Below are 23540 nucleotides of genomic sequence, written 5' to 3'. Positions count from 1 at the left end.
TACCGGGGGATGTTCTCTTTTTTTGTGCCCGGATGGTTGATATGCCTCCCGTTTTCCACAGCATTACAGCAATGATGTAAACCCTGTACGATGCTATCCCCGTCAAACCAGGTCTATTCACATCAGTGCGCCAACAGTTCGCCCTCACCACGCAACTGTTCTCCATTCAATTTAACAATACAGTCCATCGCCAGGAGATGCTTCCGGCGAAACAGGAAAGGTACGCCCGCTGCCTGACAGGTTGCCCGCACAGGTGATCTGCTTTCCCATTTCTGTAACTACCCACTTACCTTACTGTCAACTGTCGCTGATATCTCAGGCGTAATGATGTTCCCTGAACAAAAAACGAAATAGATATCTCCCATACTTTAAAGGTTCGCTGTTTTCATAGGCATAAAAAAACGGCCAGACAACCCTTCGTCGCCCGACCGTTCACATATACAAGTACCCCCTGTTATCTTACATTTACCAGTACCCTGATCATACCATTGCCATTACCATCAAACGTCTCCAATGCCTTACCAATCACCTGGCCAGGCTTCACTTTATCAAGATCGGCTTTCATCGCATGACCAGCTTTGCTGGAGGTAACCAGCAGGTCGCCTCTGCGGATTGCACCACCTTCTCCACATACCTTGGTAGGAATAACGCCAATCACACCCATTGGTACCTTGTCAGCCAGATCATTGTCAATATCTTCCTCTGTCAGTAATACACCCGGTTTGGTGGCATATACACCAGCCACCAGGGTGGAATAAGGTTGAGAAGATAACTCTACTGTCCTGTCAGCATCTGCTGCAATCACCAGTACATCGCCAGGTGCATACTGGCTGACATGACCCGTTACATCAAAAGCCTCTGCTACGTCAGCGCCACTGTTCTGAGTACCACCGTTAAAGAAGCCGCGGCCTGCCTTATTAATACGCGCTACGTTAGTAGCCCCGCTCTGGAATACCGCTACGCTACCGGAAGCGCCGCCATGATTAACCAGCAGTGTGTTGCCGGTACCAGTGGTAGTGATCTGTACAACTGGTTGGCTGTTAGCATTGTTGAAATTGGAGAAACGTGCCGCTTTACCACTGCCAAAGTTGGGGACAAAGCCATAAACAGCATTACCTGTACCGTCGCAGCTGGCCTCTATACCATCTCCTGAACCACCGGCGTTGACAGTGATACCGTTACCTGAGCCTTCTGTCAGTGCCAGTACGGCCGGACCATTTCCCGCGGGGTTAGAGGAATAAAAAAGACCTGCATAACCACCAGTACCTGAAGACTGCCCGAATATACCTGCTGTACCAAAGTTGGCAAAGATGGAATTGACTTCGCCTTTTACTGCCGGAGATGTACCAGTTGTTCTGTCTACCAGGAAGTTACCCGCTGTTCCATTACCCACCGTTTTTACCGTAATAACAGGATTTTCGTTGTCTTCATTGAAGATCTCAAACCGGCCAGCACGGCCTTCGCTAAAAGTAGGTACCCAGGCATACAATGCAGTACCTGCGCCATCAATATTGGTTTCCACACCATTACCATCTTTACCTGCATTCGCAGTGATCGCATTACCATTACCATCGGTAAGAGCAATCAGGGAAGCGCCATTACCTGCAGGGTTAGATGCATAAAACAAACCTGCTCTACCGCCGGTACCGGAAGAAATTCCAAATATTCCGGCTGCACCGAAATTTCCGAAGATGGTATTGACTTCTGCCCTTACCGCAGCACCAACGCTATTGGTATTATTCAACAGGAAGGAGGAGGCATTACCAAGTGTGTTATCGGGGATGTTACCATTACTGTTGCTGGTTACCTGCAGGATATTAGCCTCAGTATTGTCCTGGTTAAAGTTTTCAAATTTACCCGCCATACCAGTACTGTTGTTCAGCCCCACCTGGCCTAACACGCCTACCCCGGTATTAGCTGTACTGGTTGCAATGAAGCCTCTTACGCCATATCCGCCACCGTCATTGCGGCCCACTACTGCACCGGCAATATCTGAGGTGGTGCGGCCTACGATAGCTTCACCTGCACCGTTGTTATCACCCACAATACCGGCAGAAGTCTGCTGGGAGGTGATACCATGAACGCCGAAGCCTGCTCCGGCACTACTCAGAATACCAGTACCATTACCGCTTGTGCTAACGTTTACAACAGCACCGTTACCTACTGTAGAGACATTCAGTGCATTATTGTTGTTTGCATTGTTGTTGATGGTGATATTGGCTGCAACACCGTTGGTAGATGTGGCATTCAGACCTGTACCGCTGTTACTGTTAGCAAATACACCATAACCATTGGCTGTAGAGTTGCCATACACGCCAAGGCCATTAGGGGTAGTGCCGTATACACCCCATCCGGAGCCGGCCTGAGATCCCCATACACCAATACCTAATCCACCTGCACCATTATTGATACCGCGTACAGCACTGGCGAAACCGCCGGGCGCTGTACTGTTTACAATACCTCTGATAGCTGCAATGCTGGATGTTGTGGTGTTATTGATTGCTTCGATGGAAGTACCATCACCATCATTAGTGATGGAAAACAGGGTAGCAGCATTGTTTTCCACTGTTGCATATGGCAGGGTGAATCCTCCGCCGCCGGCCGCTGCGGGGGCCCAGTTAGCGCCATCATATCTTAATATCTGTCCTGCAACGGGTGCCGTGTTTGAAACTGGAATATTCTGCAGTCTTACCACATCCGGGTTAGGATAAGTACCACCCAGATCTCCACCTGCAGCCACACCGTTAATGTCTCCTGCTGGTCCGGCAGGTCCTACTGGCCCGGTAGGTCCAACAGGTCCGACAGGTCCTGCAGGTCCGATAGGTCCTATTGGTCCTGCAACACCAGCAGGTCCAGCAGGTCCAGGATCACCCTGAGCACCGGTAGCGCCTGCAGGTCCGACTGGTCCTATGGGTCCTATTGGTCCTGGTACGCCAGCAGGTCCAGGATCACCCTGAGCACCAGTAGCGCCTGCAGGTCCGACTGGTCCTATGGGTCCTATTGGTCCTGGTACACCAGCAGGTCCAGCGGGTCCAGGATCACCTTGAGCACCGGTAGCACCTGCAGGTCCAACGGGTCCTACTGGTCCTGGTACGCCTGCAGGTCCAGCGGGTCCAGGATCACCCTGAGCACCGGTAGCACCTGCAGGTCCAACGGGACCCTGTGGGCCAGCTGCACCGGGTACACCAGCATCACCTTTAGGTCCGGCAGGTCCAACAGGTCCTATCGGTCCGGCAGCTCCCTGCGGACCAGGAATGCCTGCTGGTCCAGCAGGGCCCTGAGCACCGGTAGGTCCGGCAGGTCCGGCAGTACCTTGTGGTCCCTGCGCTCCGGCGGGACCAGCAGGGCCTTGGGGACCCGCAGGACCAGGTGTGCCGTTAGCAGCATACAGGGCATAAGGAACACTTAGTAACTCATTGGTGCCAAGTGTTACATAGCCGTTGCCAGTATTGACTTCAACTTTTACATACTGATTGGCATTTGCCCAGGGAACAGCGGCGAAAGTACCAGTAGTTGCATTTCCTTTACCGATCTGCAGGTTAAAAAGTCCCAGCGCGCTGGTTCTTACTTCATGCGTTTCTTCGTATTGCACCACGCCGGCGGCAGAGCCACCAAGGATAGAGATGCGCACAGTAATATCTCTGTTAGCGACAACAGTGCCGTTTGTATTGCGGACTACAGCCTGATAGTTTGTGCCAGACAGCCCGTTCTGGGCGTAGACCCCTGCGCAGGCAGCAGTGAGTAGTATGAGTAGGATATATAATTTCTTCATGGTTACGTGTTTTGTATGGTGTGACGAGCGTTATTGTTTCTTGCGCTGGAAAGATTTATTGACAGCGCCATTTGCAGGCGCAGTAGTACCTGGTTGACCCTGGTTGCTTTTAGCAGGGCTTATCACAGGGGATGAAGATTTTACCGGCGCATTACCAGAAGTCTCGCCGCCCTGGTCGGGAACAATGACCTGAGCTGGTAACTGGGGCTGTCTGGCTTTGTGTGCTTTCAGCGCTTCCTGACTGCTGATGTCTGAGGCATTTTTACCAGTAGGTTTGTTTGTTTTTGGGAGATTGCTGCTACGGGTAGTCATGTTCTGCGGACGATAGTCGGTAAACAGCTGTTCTTTGGTTGAACGGGTAGCAGTATTACGTTGCGTGGTCTTCAGCTTCTCTTCTTTCTGCTGCATTTTTGCGTAGTCTTCCTTAAACTGAGGGAATAGTTTATCCCGTGTACGTTCCTGGGCGATGGTCGCACTGAGTCCGGAGAAAAATAGCGTAATCAGTAAAGCGTACGGCTTCATATGTTGGAGTTAAGGGGTGATTGATGAATAGCGTTATGGTCTGGTGTTACCGAAATGGTAAGCGAGTGAAAACTTCAGTGTTTTCCTTTGATAGAGACTGTTTGCGGTAGGCATGATATAGGCCATATCAAGGGATACGCCTTTAATGCGGGTGCCGATACCGGCAGAGAAATGTTGCCGGTAGCCTTTCTGTGGATGTTCGTAAAAGTAGCCGGTGCGGATGAATAGTTGCCGCTGGTAGGCGTATTCAAGTCCGCCGGCTGCAGTGAACTCCCTGATTTCTTCCTGGAACCCCCCGGGGGCGTCCCAGAAGGAAGTAAACAGTGATTCTGTCATGCTGCGGTTAGGATCTTTACCGTCAATGATCTCACCGGTAGGTTGTCCGCTGCCATCTACCGCGTATATCGGGGGCGTAGGAATGAGCAGTTTATTCACATCTGCCAATACAGTAAACTGATGTTCTTCGGTATTGACGAAGGTATAACCGCCGCCGATGCGCAGGTTGGCGGGCAGGAAGGCTTTACGGTCGTTATCGTCAGTGTAATTCACTTTTGTACCGATGTTAGTGAATGCGATACCCCAGGAGTAGCGGTTGCCGGCAGGATCGCTTTTACCATAGTTCTGGGAATAGAAACCGATATCCCCTGCAAAGGCGCTGGCCGGCTTTTGCTGAAGGCCGTTGAAGCTGCCTTGTCCGAGGTCGCTCCTGATGTACCGCAGGGTGATGGCCAGGGAGTAGCGTGCGCCTAGTTTACGCGCATAAGTAGCGTCTATAGCGTATTCTCTTGGTTTATAGCGTTGCAGTTCAGTACCGTTATCATCCCGGAAGATGATGGTTCCGTTAGAGAAGTAGCGCATGGAGACACCGATAGCTTCTGTATTGTCTTTGAAGTTTTTGTAGCCAGCGAGGTAGCCGAGATTGGTACGCTGATCATTATTGTTCAGGTCCCACATCCAGGGAGCGTAGGAGGCACTGACCCCCCAGTTATCGGCAAAGACTATTTTGGCAGCATTGCCAAACAGGGAATTGGCATCTGCCTCCAGGCCTGTCATAGCGTCTCCGGTACCGCTGCTACGGGCGTCGGGATTGACGAGGAGGAAGGCCGCGCCGGTATTGATGGCCTTAATGCCCTTCACCTGAGCAGAGAGTGGGGGGTGGGCAAGCAGACCAATAGCGCAGAGCCATAGTGTAAAATTCTTTTTCATGATCTGTAGTTTTGAGGTTATTGGATCACCAGTTTTTCTTCATACGCGTGACCACCGGCTCTGAGTACGACAGTGTAGATACCGGCTGCGAATCTGGTGACCGGCAGTGTGATCAGCACTTTTCCTGAGCCGTAGGTTCTGCTTTCCTGGTGAACGACTTGTCCGCTGCTGTTGACGATAAAGAATACAACAGCATTGTTGGAGAGCATGTCAAACTGGATTTTGAGTACGGAGGATACCGGGTTGGGATATAGGATTAGGTTGACGACGACTTCAGCGCCAGGTATGGCAGGGGGAATTTCTTCCGGCTGATGGAATCCCTGGGTAAGCATGATAGCTGATTTCTGGAGGGAGCTGACGGTGATCTCGCCGATGGTGTACTGGAAGATGAAGTCGCCGGCGGGGCCGCCACCTCCTGTACTGGCGTTGACCTGCCTGTTCAGTATCAGCTGCGCGCGGGCCTGGGTAATGCCGCTGGCAGTAAGACACAACAGCAGTAGCTGTTTGTAAATAATCTTCATGAAAAGATATGTTTGGGGGTGAATAAATGACTAATGACGATACAGCACTTTGCGGGACGGCGACGATATATAACTAGCGTATGGGGCGATCAGGACTTTTTGGGTCATGATTTTAACAAAATCATATACAAATATGTTTTAAAGGAGAAATAATTGCAATGGCAAATTCCTGGCTGGCAGGATTATATGCAAAAACGGTAGGGGAGAAAGGACAATTGGTTTGAGGGGACCGGAAGGGTGCTGGAATGATGGTAAATTTGGCGTAACTTTGCGCCGTTAACAGCCGGGGCAAATGCCTTTCTGTAAAGCAATTCTTAAATAATGATTTGGTAAATCAGCCAGTTTTATTTATTGGTAAAAATCATTTACCTTTGCCCCCCAAATTGCATTAGTAATACAGTCATTTTAATATTATGGCAGACTTAAAATTTCAAAGAAACTTTGGTATTGCGGCGCACATTGATGCGGGTAAAACCACTACCACAGAGCGTATCCTGTACTATACAGGTAAATCCCACAAGATAGGGGAGGTGCACGAAGGTGCTGCCACCATGGACTGGATGGCACAGGAGCAGGAGAGAGGTATTACCATCACATCTGCTGCTACTACCTGTTTCTGGAAATTCCCGACTACGCAGGGAAAGCTTCAGCCAGACACTAAAGAGTACAAATTCAACATCATTGACACTCCGGGTCACGTGGACTTTACTGTAGAGGTAGAGCGTTCACTGCGTGTACTGGATGGTCTGGTAGCATTATTCTGCGCTGTATCTGGTGTAGAACCTCAGTCTGAGACCGTTTGGCGTCAGGCTAACCGTTACCGTGTACCACGTATTGGTTTCGTTAACAAAATGGACCGTGCTGGTGCTGACTTCCTGAACGTGGTTAAACAGGTGAAGGAGATGCTGGGTGCAAATCCAGTTCCACTGATGCTCCCTATCGGTGCTGAAGATACTTTCAAAGGTGTGGTTGACCTGATCACCATGAAAGGTATTATCTGGGATGAAGAGGGTAAAGGTGCTACTTACCAGGAGATCGAGATTCCTGCTGACATGAAAGATGAGGCAGAAGAGTGGAGAGCTAAACTGGTAGAAGCAGTTGCTGAGTACGATGATACTCTGTTGGAGAAATTCTTCGAAGATCCAAATTCAATTTCTGAAGCAGAGATCCACGAAGCTATCCGTAAGGCTACTATCGACATCGCGATTATCCCGATGCTGTGTGGTTCTTCCTTCAAGAACAAAGGTGTTCAGAAGATGCTGGATGCGGTTTGCCGTTACCTGCCTTCTCCACTGGATATCGAAGCAGTAAAAGGTACTAATCCTGACACTGGCGCTGAGATTGAGCGTAAACCAGATGCAAAAGAACCATTCTCTGCACTGGCGTTCAAAATCATGACAGATCCTTTCGTAGGTCGTCTGGCGTTCTTCCGGGCTTACTCTGGTCACCTGGATGCGGGTTCTTACGTACTGAACACCCGTACCGGTAAAAACGAGCGTATCAGCCGTATCATGCAGATGCATGCTAACAAGCAGAACCCTATCGATTTCATCGAAGCTGGTGATATCGGAGCTGCTGTTGGTTTTAAAGATATCAAAACAGGTGATACCCTGTGTAACGAAGACCATCCGATTGTTCTGGAGTCTATGACATTCCCAGAGCCGGTAATCCACATCGCTATCGAGCCAAAAACTCAGGCTGATATGGATAAAATGGGTCTTGCAATTGCTAAACTGGTAGAAGAAGATCCTACCCTGAAAGCAAAAACTGACGAAGAAACCGGCCAGACCGTATTGAGCGGTATGGGTGAGCTTCACCTGGAAATCATCGTTGACCGTATGCGTCGCGAGTTCAAGGTAGAAGTTAACCAGGGTGCACCTCAGGTTGCGTTCAAAGAAGCATTCACTGGTGTAGTTACTCACCGTGAGGTTTACAAGAAACAGACTGGTGGTCGTGGTAAATTCGCTGACATCCAGGTTGAGATCGGTCCTGCTGATCCAGAATGGCTGAAAGAGAATGATGGTAAAACATTCCAGTTCATCAATGATATCTTTGGTGGATCTATTCCAAAAGAGTTCGTACCTCCTGTACAGAAAGGTTTCGAGTCTGCAATGAACCAGGGTGTTCTGGCTGGCTATCCGCTGGACAACCTGAAAGTTCGTCTGTTTGACGGTTCCTTCCACCAGGTTGACTCTGACGCAGTATCATTCGAGCTGTGTGCAAGATCTGCTTTCCGTGAAGCTGGCCGTAAGGCTAAACCAGTTCTGCTGGAGCCAATCATGAAAGTTGAAGTACAGACTCCTGACCAGTACATGGGTGACGTAACAGGTGACCTGAACCGTCGTCGTGGTATGCTGGAAGGTATGGAAATGAGAAATGGTGTACAGGTGATCAAAGCTAAAGTTCCGCTGAAAGAAATGTTCGGCTACGTAACTCAGCTGCGTTCAATGTCATCAGGTCGTGCAACTTCCATCATGGAGTTCTCACATTACTCTGCTGCACCTAACAGCATCGCTGAAGAGGAAATTGCAAAAACAAAGGGTAAAGTGAACGCTGACTGATAATTTTCAGAATCATTTTATAGAGGAAAGGGGATGCCGTCTGGCATTCCCTTTTTTCATTTGCGGAAGTCAGGGCCGGTAATGGCAAGCTGTCAGTGCGGAGGGGGCTATGATACTGGTTTAAGTGTAGCTAACCGTTCGTGATTCGGGGTGGTTGTTTTCCTGTTTTTCAGCAGTGTGGAGTCTGCGTGCAGGCTAAATGAATGCCGATGTTCCTCATATGTAGTGGTTTAGCCCCGATATCGCCCGTTAACGCCACGGAGAGGAGCTGAGGGAGTGTATATTTTGTTCATTTTCAGCATATTTTAAGGAGCTGATGCATTTGATGGCATCAAATTTGGATGCGAATGTTAACCCACTTAACTGATTAAAAGTCACTGTGTAATGTTTACAGAAGCTCCTTCCCTGCAATGGGCAACAAATATTTTGATGGCAAGTATTTCATACATTTAAACTTCACAGAACATGAAAACAATTCGTCTCTTAACCCTGGCGCTGACAGCATTATTTTTCGGCAGCACGGTATCAGCGCAGACGCAAAAAGGAAACCTCATGGTAGGTTCGGAGATTACTGACTTCGGATTTAATTTTCAGAAAGAGAGCACTATTTTTCATTTTGATTTAAGCCCCAAGCTCGCTTATTTTGTTCAGGATGATCTGGCATTAGGTGCGTATGTCAGGTTAGGATTACAGACTACAGGCGGTAATGGTACAAATGTTAACTATGGAGTAGGTGCGTTAGCGCGTTACTATTTCAGAGATGAGAATGTGCGTAAGCTGGAGTTTTCTAAGAGAGTACGTTTCTTTGGTGAGGCGAATGCCGGTTTTGGCGGTAGCAATCCTGCCAACGGTGCATCTACGAATGGTATTGAGTTAGGAGTAGGACCTGGTTTGTCTTATTTCATTACACCGAATGTAGCATTAGATGCATTGGTTAAGTACAATGTGATTATTGGCGGAGGTAATTCTACAACCTCTCACAATTTGAATTTTGGTTTAGGTTTCCAGATATTCCTGCCTACGGCGAGAGCACGTGCTATTATGCGTGAGGAGATGAATAAATAAGGGAAATGAGTTAAACGGCGGCGGCGTATGTCCATTTTATGTAATGAATGAACATTGCCGGCGATGTAAGACTGCCCTGATTGGACGCTTAAGAAAGGTATTACGCAGTTTGTAATTCCACAGACATTATTAAAATGTTGAGGCCCTGGCATATTTGCCAGGGCTTTTTTGTGGGTGGTTGTGGCGCAGTAGCTGTTCATTTTAGTACCGGCCTTGACTTGAACGGAATGATCTAACTACTTGAAAATGAACGAAACTGAATAAGGCGTTGTATGTGGGGCAGTCTATTTTTACAGCAGGACAGATGATCATCTCCTTTGGGATTACCGAAAACCAAGAAAAGAGTAGGTACGAACCACCAAAACTTAAAGTAATGGATCTGTTGAATCAATTACTGGCAACATTGATTGCGTTGCTCAATTCACTACTGGGCGGTCTGTAATAATAGTCCCCTTAGTTCCCCGGAAATGGTTTAGCCTGCCACGAGGTTAACTATTCCACATTATTGAAGAGCCTCTTTGAGTCGGAGGCTCTTCGCTTTTTCTGTAGTTGGGGCTGTATCATAATTAACCTGATGGCGCTAGGAATTTCTTATATGGAAATTCTCTGCATCAGATACCCGAATAAATTTGGGTATAAGTTATTTATGAGACAGCACCATTTTTTTGTACCTCAGCCGTTCATTCTGAGAAACGTTGTTCATTTCTGTTCACTCACATTTTGCCGTTAAAACCCCTTGACAATGAATGAAATGAATGCTTTTTAATTCCGTTGATGCCACTAAATTACAGCCATGCTCCAGTCAGTGGGTCGCATTTGGGATTGCCGAAAACCAAGTAACAGAGTAGGCTTAACCTTATGAAAAACCTTTCAACAACTATGGATTTATTGAACCAGTTATTGGCTTTAGTTCTGGACTTGCTGAATACGTTAGTGGGAGAATTACCCATCTGAGTTTTGACAGGTTGAGAAATATTGCTTATTGCATTCCCAGACAGGACAGGCCACCGGTTCCCCGGAGGCCTGTTTCATTTTAGGGGATGGCTGGTAGGCAGGGGCTGATGATAGCCATAGCGTGCGGAAGAGGCAGCTGGTGCCGGTTGTGGGTAGGATGAGTGCGGATTAGGTGCAAAGGTTATTTGAAGGCTGCTGGTTATGAATTGCATAGGCGGTAGTAGAAAAGAGGTGGTACCTGATCAAACGTCCAAAGGTCTATTTTCGGTAAAGGGTAATATTGATGGCTAGGCGCGGGAGATGATCCCATTAAATGCGTCTGAGAGGCGGCTAGGAGCCATGGAGTCGGGTAGCCGGACCAATTATCCGTAGCAGTGCTAAAGGGGCAGGATTTCCCCGTAATGGGTTATTAGGAGGGGGAGGGAAAAATTGTCAGCGCCGGATGATCGGGCTGTACCGTGGAAAGTGAGTATTTGCGGGGTTATTGGGAAGTGAATGCTAAGGTTGGAAGCCTTATCAGCAGGGATTGTAGCGGCGTGGACAACCTTTTTTTGGTAGTTTATTGAAAAACAGTATTTTGCTGAACCTCACCACATAACTTCTGCGTGTATTGTATCTGGTCTCTCCGGCAGTAAATACACAGTTCCTGATTATTTTTCCACAAAATTATTTGTGATGTAAAAAAAACGGGTTACCTTTGCCCTCCCAAATTGTAAGGGTAAAAACAAGAAGAAGTTCATTGCATATGTCTCAGAGAATTAGAATCAAGCTGAAGTCCTACGATCACAATCTGGTAGATAAATCTGCTGAGAAGATCGTTAAAACCGTGCGAAACACGGGCGCCGTGGTAACAGGTCCAATTCCTTTACCAACTGAAAAGAAAATTTTTACGGTGCTGCGTTCACCGCACGTTAATAAGAAGGCACGTGAGCAGTTCCAGTTGTGCACGCACAAACGTTTGCTGGATATCTACACTTCTTCTTCCAGAACAGTAGACGCGCTGAGCAAGCTCGATTTACCTTCCGGTGTTGAAGTGGAAATTAAAGCGTAGGACATCAGCCAGGTGGGCAAAAGGTCTGCCTGATTTGATTTAATATGCCTGGTTGTTTCCTGGTACGGGTTACTGTATCACCTGGCCGGGGTATAAACAACATTAAAGAAACATCGGTCACGCCTTCTGGGTGGCCAACCAATAAAGCATTTAAACCGCTCATCCTGGGGATAGCTAGATCCACCCCCAGGCGCTGGGCAAAATATATATAGTAATGAAAGGTATTATTGGAAAAAAGATCGGCATGACCAGCATCTTCGACCAAAGTGGTAAGCAAGTAGCTGTAACCATTATCGAAGCCGGTCCTTGCGTTGTAACTCAGGTAAAGACAGTTGACACTGATGGGTACAACGCTATTCAAGTTTCATTTGGTGAGAAGAAAGAAAAGAACACTCCCAAAGCAGAACTTAATCACTTCGCGAAAGCAAGCACCTCCCCTAAAAGATTTGTAAAAGAGTTCCGCAACCCGGATGTACAAAAAGCTCTTGGTGAGACCATTACCACCGAAATATTTGCAGAAGGCGAAACAATCGATGTAGTCGGTACCTCTAAAGGTAAAGGTTTCCAGGGTGTTGTTAAACGCCATGGTTTCTCCGGTGTGGGTGAAGCTACACACGGTCAGCACGATAGAAGCAGAGCGCCTGGTTCCGTAGGTGGTTCCTCTTATCCTTCCCGCGTTTTCAAAGGTATGCGCATGGCTGGTCAGACTGGTAACGAACAAGTGAAAGTGAAAGGTCTGAAAATCGTGAAAATTTTCGCTGAGAAAAATTATATCCTGGTAAGTGGTTCCGTTCCCGGCCACAATGGTTCAATCGTTTTAATCCAGAAGTAACATGCAAGTTGATATTTTAAATAAAGAAGGTAAGAAAACCGGAAGGACAATTGAGCTTCCTGAAGAGATTTTCGGTGTGGAGCCTAATAACCACGTTATTTACCTGGCAGTAAAACAGTTCCTCGCCGCTCAGCGTCAGGGTACTCATAAGGTAAAGACAAGAGCTGAAGTGAAAGGTGCTTCCCGCAAATTGCACAAACAAAAAGGTACTGGTGGTTCCCGTAAAGGTAACATCCGTAACCCGCTGTATAAAGGTGGTGGTACCATTTTCGGTCCAAAACCACACAAATATGAAATTAAGCTGAACAGAAAGGTGAAGGATCTGGCAAAGATCTCTGCCCTGTCTACCAAAGCTAAAGAGAACAGCATTATCGTGGTTGAAGATCTGGCTTTTGATGCACCAAAGACTAAAACCTTTGCTGGTATCCTGAGCAGTCTGAACGTAAATGTATCTGGCCGTAAGACTTTGTTCGTACTGCCTGAGTACAATGATAATGTTTACCTGTCTCTGAGAAACATTCCAACTGTGGATAGCGTGATGCTGAGTGATATCAATACATATGAGATCATGAACAGCAACGTTCTGGTATTCACGGAGAGTGCAGCTAAGATCTTCACTGAAGAGCCGGTAGAAGCTTAATTGTCAATATTACAAAAACACAAGCTTGCGGGTAGCCCGCAACTCAAAGCTATATAAGATGAGACTTTCAGACGTTTTAATCAAACCGGTGGTTAGTGAAAAAGTGAACAAAGCCACTGATAAATTCAACCGCTACTACTTCATAGTGGATAAAAAATCCAACAAACTGGAGATCAAGAAAGCAGTGGAAGAATTCTACGGTGTAACTGTAGCTGAAGTGAATACTGCCGTAATGCCAGGTAAAGCTAAGCAACGTTTTACCAAAGCTGGCTTCATCGCTGGTAAAAAGCCTTCTTACAAGAAAGCTGTTGTTACACTGGCGCAAGGAGAAACTATAGATCTGTATGCTAACATATAGTGCTCATTCCTGTTAACAACAGGATGATGGATGTATATGCAGATCACTTTTTATAAACAGAACCTAGTTAAACGAACACTAGATCATGGCACTGAAGAAATACAAACCGATGACAGCCGGTACCCGTTGGAAAATAGGCAACGCGTTCGCTGAGCTGACCACGGATACCCCTGAAAAAAGCCTGCTGGAACCTATTAAGAAATCCGGCGGTAGAAACGTACAGGGTAGAAGATCTATGCGTTACATTGGTGGCGGCCACAAGCAGCACTACCGTGTAATAGACTTCAAACGCGACAAATTCAATATTCCGGCTACTGTTAAGACTATCGAATATGATCCAAATCGTAGCGCATTCATCGCACTGCTGAGTTATGCAGATGGTGAAAAACGTTACATCCTGGCTCCTCAGGGTCTGCAGGTTGGCGCTACCGTATTAAGCGGTCCTGACGCTGCTCCTGAAGTTGGTAATGCGCTGGTGCTGAAAAACATGCCGCTGGGTACTGTTGTTCACAACATCGAATTACAGCCTGGCAGAGGTGGTGCTATCGCGAGAAGCGCTGGTACTTATGCTCAGCTGTCCAACAAGGAAGAAAAATATGCCGTACTGAAAATGCCTTCTGGTGAGCTGCGTAAAGTGTTGATCACTTGTGCTGCAACTGTAGGTACAGTTTCCAACTCAGATCACGCGCTGCAGTCAATTGGTAAAGCGGGTGCTAACCGTTGGAGAGGTATCAAGCCTCGCAACCGTGGTGTGGCGATGAACCCAGTGGATCACCCGATGGGTGGTGGTGAAGGTAAATCTTCAGGAGGTCACCCAAGATCCAGAACAGGTAAATATGCGAAAGGTCTGAAAACAAGGAAATCGCATAAGAGCTCTGACAAACTGATCATCAGCAGGAAAAACGGTAAGAAATTATAATACTTAACGCCTTAAGCAGTTCCGCTGACGCAGGCAACGCGAAAGCGGAACTGTATAAAGCGATCTGGAATAAAAACAACAAGACATGGGTCGTTCCATAAAAAAAGGTCCTTACGTTGACCAGAAATTAGAGCAGAAAGTTGTGAAAATGAATGAAGGCACCAAGCGTACTGTAATCAAGACCTGGAGCCGTCGTTCTACAATCACGCCTGATTTTGTAGGCCACACATTTGCGGTACACAATGGCAACAAATTTATCCCTGTTTACGTGACTGAGTTCATGGTAGGCCACAAACTGGGTGAATTTGCTCCTACCCGCAACTTTAAAGGACACGCTAACAAGAAAATGTAGTAAATCGTTTGAAGTTTAAAGTTTGAGGTTTTGACTTACCTCTAAACCCCAAACTTCGAACCTCAAATATCAAATTATAATAGAAAATGGAAGCAGTAGCTAAGCTTAATAATAATCCGACATCTACCCGCAAAATGCGTTTGCTGGCGGACCTGATCCGTGGTCTGGATGTGGAAAAAGCTCTGAATATTTTGAAGTTCCATCCTAAGCATCCCAGCGTTCCGTTGGAAAAACTGCTGTTGTCTGCTATCGCTAACTGGAAAGTGAAGAACGAAGGCACAAGAGTAGAAGATGCTAACCTGCAGGTAAAAACCATCTTCGTTGATGGTGGCCGTATCCTGAAAAGAATGCGTCCGGCACCACAGGGTAGAGGTTATCGCGTTCGTAAAAGAAGCAACCATGTAACCATCGTTGTTGATAGCCGTCCTGCAGTGGAAGCAAAATAAAAGAAACTAAAACTATTTATCTAATAGACAAATAAACCAGAACATGGGTCAGAAAACAAATCCTATTGGTAACAGGTTAGGTATCATCAGAGGATGGGACTCCAATTGGTATGGTGGCAAAAAAGATTATGCTACCAAACTGATCGAAGATAACAAGATCAGAACTTACCTGAATGCCCGTATCAACAAAGGTGGCATCTCCAGGATAGTGATTGAAAGAACTTTAGGTAAACTGATCATCACCATTCATACATCTAAACCTGGTATCATCATAGGTAAAGGTGGTGGCGAGGTAGACCGCATCAAGGAAGAGCTGAAGAAACTGACAGAGAAAGAAGACGTACAGATCAACATTCTGGAAATCCGTCGTCCTGAGATCGATGCGAATATCGTAGCTGAAACCATCGCTAAGCAGATCGAAAGCCGTATCAACTATAAACGTGCGATTAAAATGGCTATCGCTACTGCGCTGAGAATGGGTGCTGAAGGTATTAAGATAAAAGTAGGCGGTCGTCTGGGTGGTGCTGAAATTGCACGTTCAGAAGAAATGAAACAAGGTCGTGTTCCGTTACATACTTACCGTATGGATATCGACTACGCTTCTCTGTTTGCACTGACTGTATATGGTAAAATCGGTATCAAAGTATGGATCTGTAAAGGTGAAGTACTTGGTGAACGCGATCTGAACCCTAACGCAATTTCTGCGAAAGATGGTGAAGGTGGTGGACGCTCCGGTGGCGGCGACAGAAGAGGCGGTGACAACCGTGGCGGCGACAGAAGAGGTGGCGACAGAAGAGGTGGTGATAACCGTGGTGGCGATAACCGTGGTGGTGGCCGTAGATAAGCTTACTTAACAATTAACATTAACAATTAACAACATACCAAGATGTTACAGCCAAAGAGAACGAAACACAGGAAGATGCATAAAGGCCGCATCAAAGGTAACGCTAAGCGTGGCGCGGCACTCTCCTTTGGTAGTTTCGGTCTGAAAGCATTAGAACCTAAGTGGATCACCGACAGGCAGATTGAAGCTGCCAGGGTTGCTCTGACCAGGCATATGAAACGTGAAGGTAACGTGTGGATCCGTATATTCCCTGACAAATCTATTACTGCCAAACCACTGGAAGTGAGGATGGGTAAAGGTAAGGGTGCTCCAGATCATTGGGCTGCTGTAGTGAAACCAGGCCGTATCTTATTTGAAGCGGATGGCGTTCCTTTACAGGTAGCAAAAGAGGCAATGGAACTGGCTGCACAGAAACTGCCTATTAAAGTGAAATTTGTAGTGCGTCCCGATTACGTTGCATAATCCCCCGCAACTCGCAGGAATGCAAACGCAAAGAGATAAACTATAAACGATAAACCAGAAATTTTATAAACAATGGCAAAAGATAAGCTGGATCTTAAAGGCTTAAGCGACCAGGAACTGAAAGAGAAAATCTCTGAAGAGCAATTACGCCTGAAGAAAATCACCTTCAGTCACGCAATCACGCCAATTGAGAATCCAATGAGCATTCGCTCTCTCAGACGTCAGATTGCACAGCTGAAAACCGAGCTGCGTAAAAGAGAACTGGGCGCACAAGCCTAAATAATAAAATTCATTAGCACTGCCGGCAACGGGAGAGGTTAAAGAGTAAATACTTTCAACAATGATCGAAAGAAAATTAAGAAAAACCAGGACTGGTGTGGTATCCAGCAACAAGATGGATAAAACTATCACTGTAAGCGTTGAGCGTAAAGTGAAGCACCCTATCTATGGTAAATTCGTTAAGAAAACTACCAAGTTCATGGCGCACGACGAGAAAAACGAGTGCAGCATCGGCGATACCGTAAGAATTATGGAAGTTCGCCCTCTGAGCAAAAACAAATGCTGGAGACTGGTAGAAGTTATCGAAAAAGTAAAATAATTAATTGTTTCAAGCTCCATCCGGCATACCCGGTTGTAGCCGCTGAGTAAACAACATACAAATCTCATAAGATGATACAACAAGAATCAAGGCTGAATGTAGCTGATAACAGCGGTGCCAAAGAAGTACTGTGTATTCGGGTATTAGGCAACTCCGGCCAGGATTACGCTAAAGTGGGCGATAAGATCGTTGTGACTGTGAAGGACGCAATTCCAGGCGGTGGCGTAAAGAAAGGTATGGTAACCAAAGCTGTTATCGTTAGAACTAAAAACAAGCTGCGCCGTAAAGACGGATCTTATATCCGTTTCGACGATAACGCCGTTGTATTGCTGAATAACTCAGACGAGCCACGTGGTACCCGTATTTTCGGTCCGGTTGCCCGTGAGCTGCGCGATAAGGGATACATGAAGATTATCTCTCTGGCTCCCGAAGTGCTGTAAATCACAGCCTTATACAGAGCTGAAAGCATAAAGCCGAAAGTAAAAAACTTTAGGCTTTGTGCTTTCAGCTTGAATGCATATCTTTGCAGCCCGTTTCAAAAACGAAAATATTAATCAAGCGGAACGAGGGTTTCGCTTGGCGTTTTAAATAAACAAATAATGAAAACGAGATTCAAGCCTAAGTTCAACATTAAGAAAGGCGACACGGTAGTGGTGATTGCCGGTGATGACAAGGACAGGACTAAGCCCCGTAAGGTGCTGGAAGTGATCCCTGACAAGGCACGCGTTCTGGTTGAAGGTGTGAACATCATCACCAAACATACCAAACCAACTGCGCAGAACACCAAAGGTGGTATTGTTAAGCAGGAGGCACCTATCGCCATTTCCAACATAATGTTGTGGGATGCTAAGGCTGGTAAACCTACCAAAGTTAACAGGCAGCGCGAAAATGGTAAATTAGTTCGTATAGCTAAAAAATCAGGGGAGGTAATTAAATAATGGCAAACACTACATATACACCCAGACTGCAGACTAAATACCGCAACGAAGTGGTTAGTACACTGCATAAGAAATTTAATTACAAAAGCGTAATGCAGGTGCCTCGTCTGGTGAAGATTTGTCTGAACCAGGGTATCAACGGCGCTGTTGGTGATAAAAAACTGGTAGATATTGCTGTTGATGAGATGACCCGTATCTCTGGTCAGAAAGCAATCGCTACTTTATCTAAAAAAGATATCTCTAACTTTAAACTGAGAAAGCACATGCCGATTGGCGCTCGCGTAACTCTGCGTGGTACCATTATGTATGACTTCCTGGATCGTCTGATCGCAGTTTCCCTGCCTCGTGTACGTGACTTTAAAGGTGTGAATGAAAAAGCTTTCGATGGCCGTGGTAACTATACCCTGGGTATCACCGAGCAGATCATTTTCCCTGAGATTGATATCGATAAAGTAACTAAGATCTCCGGTATGGATATCACTTTCGTTACTACTGCCCAGACCAACGAAGAAGCTTACGAGCTGCTGAAAGAACTGGGTATGCCTTTCAAAAATATCAAGAAGGATAATCAATAATCTGATATCAAATTCCAAACCCTTACCGGATTTGGAATTTGGAATTTATAACTGGAATCATTAACTCATCATGGCAAGAGAATCCGTAAAAGCTCGCGAAAGAAAGAGACAAGCACTGGTAGCTAAGTTCGCAGAAAAGCGTGCCACTCTGAAAGCAGAAGGTAACTACGCTGCACTGGACCAGCTTCCTAAAAATGCATCTCCTGTTCGCCTGCACAACAGATGTCAGCTTTCTGGTCGTCCAAGAGGTTACATGCGTCACTTCGGTATGTGTCGTAACATGTTCCGCGACCTGGCACTGGCTGGTAAAATACCTGGCGTAAGAAAAGCTAGCTGGTAAGCCGACACCAGACTGTACCGCCGAGCAGGTACAGTATAAACAGGCAAAGTTTTTTGATTTTCCTATCTATTACTGATTGGATATCGCATTGTAAATAGTTTTTAAATTTTAAGAACAATGGTTACTGATCCAATAGCAGACTTCCTGACCAGAATCCGGAACGCGCAAATGGCCAACCACAGGATTGTGGAAATTCCTGCCTCTAAACTGAAAAAACGTATCACTGAGATCCTGTACGACAAAGGTTATATCCTGAAGTACAAATTCGAAGAAGATAACAAACAAGGTGTTATCAAGATAGCGCTGAAGTATGATCTTCAGACTAAAGTACCTGCTATCACAGATATGCAGCGTATTAGCCGTCCTGGTTTACGCCAGTACGCTAAACCAGGTGACTTTAAGCGTGTGAAGAACGGTCTGGGTATAGCTATCGTTTCTACTTCTAAAGGTGTAATGACCGATAAAGAAGCTAAAGCTCAAAATGTAGGCGGCGAGCTCGTTTGCTACGTCTATTAATATATATGGCCGGTTAACGGTCCTGACAGCTATTGCTCTCAGTAACCGGTAACAGGCCACAACCAATTGGACCTTCTGACAATTAAGCTTTCTATACGGGGCTGAACACTGAAGATCCGGATTCAAACATAACAGTAAAAACTGCAATTATGTCTCGTATAGGTAAAAGTCCTATCAAATTAGCAAGTGGTGTAACAGCTACTGTTTCCGCTGCTAATGAACTGACTGTAAAAGGTCCTAAAGGTGAACTGAAAAGAAGCATCGACAGGGACATCAAGATAGAAGTGAAAGATGGCGTTCTTACAGTTGTACGTCCAACTGACCAGATCCGTCACCGTGCACTTCACGGTCTGTACCGTGCGCTGATCAACAACATGGTGATCGGTGTAACTGACGGTTTCAAAAGACAACTGGAACTGGTGGGTGTGGGTTATAAAGCCGCTAACCAGGGTCAACTGCTGGATCTGTCTCTGGGTTACTCTCACAACATTGTGATTGAAATCCCTAAAGAACTGAAAGTATCTACCCTGACTGAAAAAGGTGCTAACCCTAAGATCATGCTGGAAGGTATTGACAACCAGTTGTTAGGACAGGTAGCTGCTAAAATCCGTAGCCTGCGTAAACCAGAGCCTTACAAAGGTAAAGGTGTTCGCTATAGCGATGAAGTGGTTCGTAAGAAAGCAGGTAAGTCTGCAGGTAAATAATTTTAATTAGCTAATCGGCGCGTGCCGCTGATTAGCTAATTCAACAACATTCCGGCAGTATCGGAATGATAAAAATAAAATCAGAAATGAGCACAAAAGTTAATAGGAGACAGAAGATCCGCTACCGCATCCGTAAAAAGTCTGTAGGTAGTGCACAGAAGCCGAGATTATCTGTATTTCGCAGCAATAGCGATATTTACGTGCAATTGATAGATGATGCTAATGGCGTTACTCTGGCTGCTGCTTCTTCCCGCGATAAAGATATCCAGGCACAGAAAGGTACCAAGAGCGAGAAATCTAAGCTTGTAGGTGCTGCACTGGCTACAAAAGCTGTAAACCTGGGCATTACTACCTGCATTTTCGACCGCGGTGGTTATCTGTATCATGGTCGCGTAAAGAGCGTTGCTGATGGCGCCAGAGAAGGTGGCCTTCAATTCTAAATCAAATTGATTAAATCGTAATTCGCAAATAACAAAATGGCAAAGAATACATTTAATAGAGTAAAGGCCGGTGACCTGGAGTTGAAAGAGAAGGTTGTGGCTATCAACCGTGTTACTAAGACCACCAAAGGCGGACGTACTTTCAGTTTTTCTGCCCTGGTAGTAGTAGGTAACGAGCACGGTGTAGTAGGACACGGTCTGGGTAAGGCTAAAGAAGTGCAGGAAGCTATCACAAAAGGTATCGACGATGCTAAGAAAAATCTTATCAAAGTCCCTGTAATGCATGGTACTATTCCTCACGATCAGTTAGCTAAGGAAGGCGCTGCGAAAGTCCTGATTAAACCAGCTGCTCATGGTACTGGTGTAATTGCGGGTGGTTCAATGCGTGCCGTACTCGAGAGTGCAGGTATCACTGACGTTCTTGCAAAGTCACTGGGTTCCGCTAACCCTCACAACGTGGTAAAAGCTACCTTCAAAGCATTAGGTCTCCTGCGTGAACCTATCCAGATAGCTAAAACCAGAAGCGTATCACTGAAGAAAGTATTTAACGGATAATAACACTATCCAGTTAACGGGGTGGATGATCCTTTCCCGGCAATTGTAAAGTGCTAATTCAAATAACAATGGCAAAGATCAAGATCACTCAGGTAAAAAGTGGTATAGACCGTCCTGAACGTCAGAAGCTCACCCTGAAGGCGCTGGGACTGAAAAAAATGAACGCCACTGTAGAAGTGGAAGCAACTCCCCAGATCCTGGGTATGGTGCGCAAGGTGAATCATCTGGTAAAGATTGAAGGAGAGCAGGCTTAATAAATTTTATTAGCCGGAAAATTATCCTACATTTATATCGGATATTTACGAACAAACATTTTACATTAAAGCGAGCGGTTAATTTCCGCGTAAGTAAAAACAATTAGAAATGAATCTGCATACGTTACAACCTGCAAAAGGTTCCGTACATAAAGAGAAGCGCCTTGGTCGTGGTGAAGCATCCGGTAAAGGTGGTACTTCCACAAAAGGTAACAAAGGTGGTCAGTCACGTGCTGGTTATCAGAGCAAAAGAGGTCACGAGGGTGGTCAGATGCCAATTCAGCGTCGTATGCCTAAACGTGGTTTCAAGAGCTTAAATCCAACAGAATATCAGGTGTTCAACATCGGTCAGATCGATCACCTGGTTGAAAAATATAGCCTGCAGGAATTTTCTCTGGAAAACCTGTATATCAACGGGCTGATCAACAGGACTGCGAAAGTGAAGATCCTGGGTCAGGGAGAACTGAAGGCGAAAGTAACCGCAAAAGTGAGTGCGATCAGCGAGAAAGCCAAGCAGCTGATAGAAGCAGCGGGTGGAACGGTAGAGCTGGTATAAAGATTTCACGACTGAGGAGACGCCTACGCAGTAGTGCGTCTTTTCACATTTTATCAAGCCAGAGAAAACAACACAAATCCCGGCCAGAGTTACTGGATAGCAGCTAATGCAGGTTCGGAATTTGGTCCCGCTTAAACCGGGATGAAATTTTGAATATTAAACATTCATCTTCCTGTGAAGAAATTTATCGAAACGATTAAGAATATCTGGAGCATCGAGGATTTGCGTAACCGCATTCTCACTACATTGCTTCTTGTCCTCATCTATCGTGTAGGATCCTATATCGCGTTACCCGGTATCGATGCCAACAGTTTGGGTATGGGAGAGTTTGCCAACAAGTCTGAAAAGGGTATCCTTGGACTATTCAACATGTTCGCAGGTGGTTCCTTCTCCAGGGCCTCCATCTTCGCTCTCGGCATTATGCCCTATATCTCTGCGTCTATAGCCATACAACTGCTTACAATTGCCGTGCCTTATTTCCAGAAATTGCAGAAAGAAGGCGAAAGCGGTAGAAAAAAGATTAATCAGTACACCCGTGTATTGACAGTGATAGTTACTGGTTTCCAGGCAAGCGCTTACGTAGCCTTCCTGAAACAGCAATCTGCTGGTTCAATAATCCCTGAATACGGTTCAGCTTTCTTCTGGCTGACTACTACCGTTGTACTTACAGCAGGTACACTGTTCGTAATGTGGCTGGGTGAGAAAATCACAGACAAAGGTATCGGTAACGGTACTTCTATCATAATCATGGTCGGTATCCTTGCACGTCTTCCTCAGGCGATTATCCAGGAGTTTTCCTCCAGGAACGCCCAGAGTAACGGTGGTGCAATGCTGTTCCTGATTGAGCTGGCTGTATTCGTACTGATTACTATTGGTTTGATCCTGCTGGTACAGGGTACCCGTAAGATCCCGGTAAACTATGCAAAACGTATTGTTGGTAATAAACAATTCGGCGGTGTACGTCAGTTCATTCCACTGAAAGTAAACGCAGCTGGTGTTATGCCGATCATCTTTGCACAGGCGATTATGTTTATCCCGGCAACAGCTATCGGGTTTGCTACAGATAGCAATTCCGGCTTTATCCGCATCTTCAGTGATCATACAAATGGCTGGTACAACCTGATTTACGCTGTACTGGTAATTGTATTCACTTATTTCTATACTGCGCTGATATTCAATCCGACTCAAATGGCGGATGAAATGAAACGTAACAACGGTTTCGTGCCAGGTGTTAAACCAGGTCAGGCTACCGCTGATTACATCGGTGCTGTAATGGATCGTATCACCCTGCCAGGTGCATTCTTCCTGGCGCTGGTTGGTATCCTTCCTGGTATTGCAGCTGCCGTGAATATCAACAGCAACTTTGCTACCTTCTTTGGAGGTACATCCCTGCTGATCATGGTGGGCGTTATCCTGGATACGCTCCAGCAAATAGAAAGCCAGCTCCTGATGCGCCATTACGATGGTCTGATGAGCACCGGCAGGATTAAAGGAAGAACAGCTCCGGCTAACGTTTAATCCTTATCCGGCCACTGGCGATAAATAGCCACAGAAGCATA

General features: G+C 46.2%; 28 protein-coding genes. 24 read left to right on the top strand and 4 right to left on the bottom strand.

Going from position 1 to position 23540, the window contains the following annotated elements; translation table 11 throughout:
• Positions 1-454 precede the first annotated feature (454 nt).
• The 4 genes from K1Y79_RS29265 to K1Y79_RS08160 are packed head-to-tail and all read right to left on the bottom strand — an operon-like array spanning position 455 to position 6021.
• Entirely contained in the window at positions 455-3772 is a 3318-nt protein-coding gene (locus tag K1Y79_RS29265) for a collagen-like domain-containing protein (protein WP_220249487.1), read from the bottom strand.
• Positions 3773-3802: 30 nt separating this feature from the next.
• On the bottom strand, positions 3803-4294 hold the full coding sequence (locus K1Y79_RS08170; protein ID WP_220249486.1) for a hypothetical protein: 492 nt from the start codon (positions 4292-4294) through the stop codon (positions 3803-3805).
• A 33-nt stretch (positions 4295-4327) separates the two neighbouring features.
• A complete protein-coding gene (gene porV, locus K1Y79_RS08165) occupies positions 4328-5500 on the bottom strand; it encodes a type IX secretion system outer membrane channel protein PorV (RefSeq protein ID WP_220249485.1) in 1173 nt (390 codons plus the stop codon).
• A 17-nt stretch (positions 5501-5517) separates the two neighbouring features.
• The gene (locus K1Y79_RS08160; RefSeq protein ID WP_220249484.1) at positions 5518-6021 is read right to left on the bottom strand and encodes a T9SS type A sorting domain-containing protein; all 504 of its coding nucleotides are present in this window, start codon (positions 6019-6021) and stop codon (positions 5518-5520) included.
• Between the two features lie 413 nt (positions 6022-6434).
• Here K1Y79_RS08160 and fusA point away from each other — a divergent pair, with 413 nt between their 5' ends.
• From fusA to secY, 24 genes are all read left to right on the top strand, one after another.
• Positions 6435-8582 carry an elongation factor G gene (gene fusA, locus K1Y79_RS08155; protein ID WP_220249483.1) on the top strand — a complete coding sequence of 716 codons (2148 nt, stop codon included), beginning with the start codon at positions 6435-6437 and terminating at the stop codon, positions 8580-8582.
• Positions 8583-9047: 465 nt separating this feature from the next.
• A complete protein-coding gene (locus K1Y79_RS08150) occupies positions 9048-9647 on the top strand; it encodes an outer membrane beta-barrel protein (RefSeq protein WP_220249482.1) in 600 nt (199 codons plus the stop codon).
• A gap of 1699 nt (positions 9648-11346) precedes the next feature.
• On the top strand, positions 11347-11652 hold the full coding sequence (gene rpsJ / locus K1Y79_RS08145) for a 30S ribosomal protein S10 (RefSeq protein WP_012789286.1): 306 nt from the start codon (positions 11347-11349) through the stop codon (positions 11650-11652).
• A gap of 214 nt (positions 11653-11866) precedes the next feature.
• Positions 11867-12484 carry a 50S ribosomal protein L3 gene (gene rplC / locus K1Y79_RS08140; protein WP_220249481.1) on the top strand — a complete coding sequence of 206 codons (618 nt, stop codon included), beginning with the start codon at positions 11867-11869 and terminating at the stop codon, positions 12482-12484.
• A 1-nt stretch (position 12485) separates the two neighbouring features.
• Positions 12486-13124, top strand: a complete 639-nt coding sequence (rplD, locus tag K1Y79_RS08135) for a 50S ribosomal protein L4 (protein WP_220249480.1) — start codon at positions 12486-12488, stop codon at positions 13122-13124.
• A gap of 58 nt (positions 13125-13182) precedes the next feature.
• Positions 13183-13482 (top strand): 50S ribosomal protein L23, encoded by a 300-nt coding sequence (gene rplW, locus K1Y79_RS08130; RefSeq protein ID WP_089809394.1) that lies wholly within the window; start codon positions 13183-13185, stop codon positions 13480-13482.
• 85 nt (positions 13483-13567) lie between these two features.
• Positions 13568-14401 (top strand): 50S ribosomal protein L2, encoded by an 834-nt coding sequence (rplB, locus tag K1Y79_RS08125; protein ID WP_220249479.1) that lies wholly within the window; start codon positions 13568-13570, stop codon positions 14399-14401.
• 85 nt (positions 14402-14486) lie between these two features.
• Positions 14487-14753: a 30S ribosomal protein S19 gene (gene rpsS / locus K1Y79_RS08120; RefSeq protein WP_012789291.1), complete on the top strand. Its 267-nt coding sequence runs from the start codon at positions 14487-14489 to the stop codon at positions 14751-14753.
• Between the two features lie 86 nt (positions 14754-14839).
• Entirely contained in the window at positions 14840-15199 is a 360-nt protein-coding gene (gene rplV, locus K1Y79_RS08115; RefSeq protein WP_220249478.1) for a 50S ribosomal protein L22, read from the top strand.
• Positions 15200-15242: 43 nt separating this feature from the next.
• Positions 15243-16043 (top strand): 30S ribosomal protein S3, encoded by an 801-nt coding sequence (gene rpsC / locus K1Y79_RS08110; RefSeq protein ID WP_220249477.1) that lies wholly within the window; start codon positions 15243-15245, stop codon positions 16041-16043.
• A 42-nt stretch (positions 16044-16085) separates the two neighbouring features.
• Positions 16086-16505 (top strand): 50S ribosomal protein L16, encoded by a 420-nt coding sequence (gene rplP / locus K1Y79_RS08105; protein ID WP_220249476.1) that lies wholly within the window; start codon positions 16086-16088, stop codon positions 16503-16505.
• A 72-nt stretch (positions 16506-16577) separates the two neighbouring features.
• On the top strand, positions 16578-16784 hold the full coding sequence (gene rpmC / locus K1Y79_RS08100; protein WP_220249475.1) for a 50S ribosomal protein L29: 207 nt from the start codon (positions 16578-16580) through the stop codon (positions 16782-16784).
• A gap of 61 nt (positions 16785-16845) precedes the next feature.
• Positions 16846-17103: a 30S ribosomal protein S17 gene (rpsQ, locus tag K1Y79_RS08095; protein WP_176842403.1), complete on the top strand. Its 258-nt coding sequence runs from the start codon at positions 16846-16848 to the stop codon at positions 17101-17103.
• A 71-nt stretch (positions 17104-17174) separates the two neighbouring features.
• Complete coding sequence (rplN, locus tag K1Y79_RS08090; RefSeq protein ID WP_012789297.1) at positions 17175-17543, top strand: 50S ribosomal protein L14; 369 nt, start codon at positions 17175-17177, stop codon at positions 17541-17543.
• Positions 17544-17702: 159 nt separating this feature from the next.
• Positions 17703-18041, top strand: coding sequence for a 50S ribosomal protein L24 (rplX, locus tag K1Y79_RS08085; RefSeq protein WP_162334092.1), 339 nt, complete (start codon positions 17703-17705; stop codon positions 18039-18041).
• The gene (rplE, locus tag K1Y79_RS08080) at positions 18041-18616 is read left to right on the top strand and encodes a 50S ribosomal protein L5 (protein ID WP_220249474.1); all 576 of its coding nucleotides are present in this window, start codon (positions 18041-18043) and stop codon (positions 18614-18616) included. The genes rplX and rplE overlap by 1 nt, the downstream gene beginning before the upstream one ends.
• Before the next feature lie 70 nt (positions 18617-18686).
• Entirely contained in the window at positions 18687-18956 is a 270-nt protein-coding gene (gene rpsN / locus K1Y79_RS08075; protein WP_220249473.1) for a 30S ribosomal protein S14, read from the top strand.
• 117 nt (positions 18957-19073) lie between these two features.
• Positions 19074-19472 (top strand): 30S ribosomal protein S8, encoded by a 399-nt coding sequence (rpsH, locus tag K1Y79_RS08070; protein WP_220249472.1) that lies wholly within the window; start codon positions 19074-19076, stop codon positions 19470-19472.
• Between the two features lie 149 nt (positions 19473-19621).
• Positions 19622-20176 (top strand): 50S ribosomal protein L6, encoded by a 555-nt coding sequence (gene rplF, locus K1Y79_RS08065; RefSeq protein WP_220249471.1) that lies wholly within the window; start codon positions 19622-19624, stop codon positions 20174-20176.
• Between the two features lie 86 nt (positions 20177-20262).
• The gene (rplR, locus tag K1Y79_RS08060; RefSeq protein WP_220249470.1) at positions 20263-20616 is read left to right on the top strand and encodes a 50S ribosomal protein L18; all 354 of its coding nucleotides are present in this window, start codon (positions 20263-20265) and stop codon (positions 20614-20616) included.
• A 36-nt stretch (positions 20617-20652) separates the two neighbouring features.
• Complete coding sequence (gene rpsE / locus K1Y79_RS08055; protein WP_106604070.1) at positions 20653-21171, top strand: 30S ribosomal protein S5; 519 nt, start codon at positions 20653-20655, stop codon at positions 21169-21171.
• A 68-nt stretch (positions 21172-21239) separates the two neighbouring features.
• Positions 21240-21425, top strand: a complete 186-nt coding sequence (gene rpmD / locus K1Y79_RS08050) for a 50S ribosomal protein L30 (protein WP_220249469.1) — start codon at positions 21240-21242, stop codon at positions 21423-21425.
• A gap of 109 nt (positions 21426-21534) precedes the next feature.
• On the top strand, positions 21535-21981 hold the full coding sequence (gene rplO / locus K1Y79_RS08045) for a 50S ribosomal protein L15 (protein ID WP_220249468.1): 447 nt from the start codon (positions 21535-21537) through the stop codon (positions 21979-21981).
• A gap of 174 nt (positions 21982-22155) precedes the next feature.
• Positions 22156-23499, top strand: a complete 1344-nt coding sequence (secY, locus tag K1Y79_RS08040) for a preprotein translocase subunit SecY (RefSeq protein ID WP_220249467.1) — start codon at positions 22156-22158, stop codon at positions 23497-23499.
• Positions 23500-23540 lie beyond the last annotated feature (41 nt).

It is taken from the genome of Chitinophaga rhizophila, from assembly GCF_019492185.1.
Taxonomy (GTDB): Bacteria; Bacteroidota; Bacteroidia; order Chitinophagales; family Chitinophagaceae; genus Chitinophaga; species Chitinophaga rhizophila.
This window is presented reverse-complemented; position numbering and strand designations above follow the sequence as displayed.

Bases quoted from the DNA above. Each gene is read 5' to 3' on its own strand.
- K1Y79_RS29265 (WP_220249487.1), bottom strand. From the start codon at position 3,772: ATGAAGAAATTATATATCCTACTCATACTACTCACTGCTGCCTGCGCA.
- K1Y79_RS08170 (WP_220249486.1), bottom strand. From the start codon at position 4,294: ATGAAGCCGTACGCTTTACTGATTACGCTATTTTTCTCCGGACTCAGT.
- porV (WP_220249485.1), bottom strand. From the start codon at position 5,500: ATGAAAAAGAATTTTACACTATGGCTCTGCGCTATTGGTCTGCTTGCC.
- K1Y79_RS08160 (WP_220249484.1), bottom strand. From the start codon at position 6,021: ATGAAGATTATTTACAAACAGCTACTGCTGTTGTGTCTTACTGCCAGC.
- fusA (WP_220249483.1), top strand. From the start codon at position 6,435: ATGGCAGACTTAAAATTTCAAAGAAACTTTGGTATTGCGGCGCACATT.
- K1Y79_RS08150 (WP_220249482.1), top strand. From the start codon at position 9,048: ATGAAAACAATTCGTCTCTTAACCCTGGCGCTGACAGCATTATTTTTC.
- rpsJ (WP_012789286.1), top strand. From the start codon at position 11,347: ATGTCTCAGAGAATTAGAATCAAGCTGAAGTCCTACGATCACAATCTG.
- rplC (WP_220249481.1), top strand. From the start codon at position 11,867: ATGAAAGGTATTATTGGAAAAAAGATCGGCATGACCAGCATCTTCGAC.
- rplD (WP_220249480.1), top strand. From the start codon at position 12,486: ATGCAAGTTGATATTTTAAATAAAGAAGGTAAGAAAACCGGAAGGACA.
- rplW (WP_089809394.1), top strand. From the start codon at position 13,183: ATGAGACTTTCAGACGTTTTAATCAAACCGGTGGTTAGTGAAAAAGTG.
- rplB (WP_220249479.1), top strand. From the start codon at position 13,568: ATGGCACTGAAGAAATACAAACCGATGACAGCCGGTACCCGTTGGAAA.
- rpsS (WP_012789291.1), top strand. From the start codon at position 14,487: ATGGGTCGTTCCATAAAAAAAGGTCCTTACGTTGACCAGAAATTAGAG.
- rplV (WP_220249478.1), top strand. From the start codon at position 14,840: ATGGAAGCAGTAGCTAAGCTTAATAATAATCCGACATCTACCCGCAAA.
- rpsC (WP_220249477.1), top strand. From the start codon at position 15,243: ATGGGTCAGAAAACAAATCCTATTGGTAACAGGTTAGGTATCATCAGA.
- rplP (WP_220249476.1), top strand. From the start codon at position 16,086: ATGTTACAGCCAAAGAGAACGAAACACAGGAAGATGCATAAAGGCCGC.
- rpmC (WP_220249475.1), top strand. From the start codon at position 16,578: ATGGCAAAAGATAAGCTGGATCTTAAAGGCTTAAGCGACCAGGAACTG.
- rpsQ (WP_176842403.1), top strand. From the start codon at position 16,846: ATGATCGAAAGAAAATTAAGAAAAACCAGGACTGGTGTGGTATCCAGC.
- rplN (WP_012789297.1), top strand. From the start codon at position 17,175: ATGATACAACAAGAATCAAGGCTGAATGTAGCTGATAACAGCGGTGCC.
- rplX (WP_162334092.1), top strand. From the start codon at position 17,703: ATGAAAACGAGATTCAAGCCTAAGTTCAACATTAAGAAAGGCGACACG.
- rplE (WP_220249474.1), top strand. From the start codon at position 18,041: ATGGCAAACACTACATATACACCCAGACTGCAGACTAAATACCGCAAC.
- rpsN (WP_220249473.1), top strand. From the start codon at position 18,687: ATGGCAAGAGAATCCGTAAAAGCTCGCGAAAGAAAGAGACAAGCACTG.
- rpsH (WP_220249472.1), top strand. From the start codon at position 19,074: ATGGTTACTGATCCAATAGCAGACTTCCTGACCAGAATCCGGAACGCG.
- rplF (WP_220249471.1), top strand. From the start codon at position 19,622: ATGTCTCGTATAGGTAAAAGTCCTATCAAATTAGCAAGTGGTGTAACA.
- rplR (WP_220249470.1), top strand. From the start codon at position 20,263: ATGAGCACAAAAGTTAATAGGAGACAGAAGATCCGCTACCGCATCCGT.
- rpsE (WP_106604070.1), top strand. From the start codon at position 20,653: ATGGCAAAGAATACATTTAATAGAGTAAAGGCCGGTGACCTGGAGTTG.
- rpmD (WP_220249469.1), top strand. From the start codon at position 21,240: ATGGCAAAGATCAAGATCACTCAGGTAAAAAGTGGTATAGACCGTCCT.
- rplO (WP_220249468.1), top strand. From the start codon at position 21,535: ATGAATCTGCATACGTTACAACCTGCAAAAGGTTCCGTACATAAAGAG.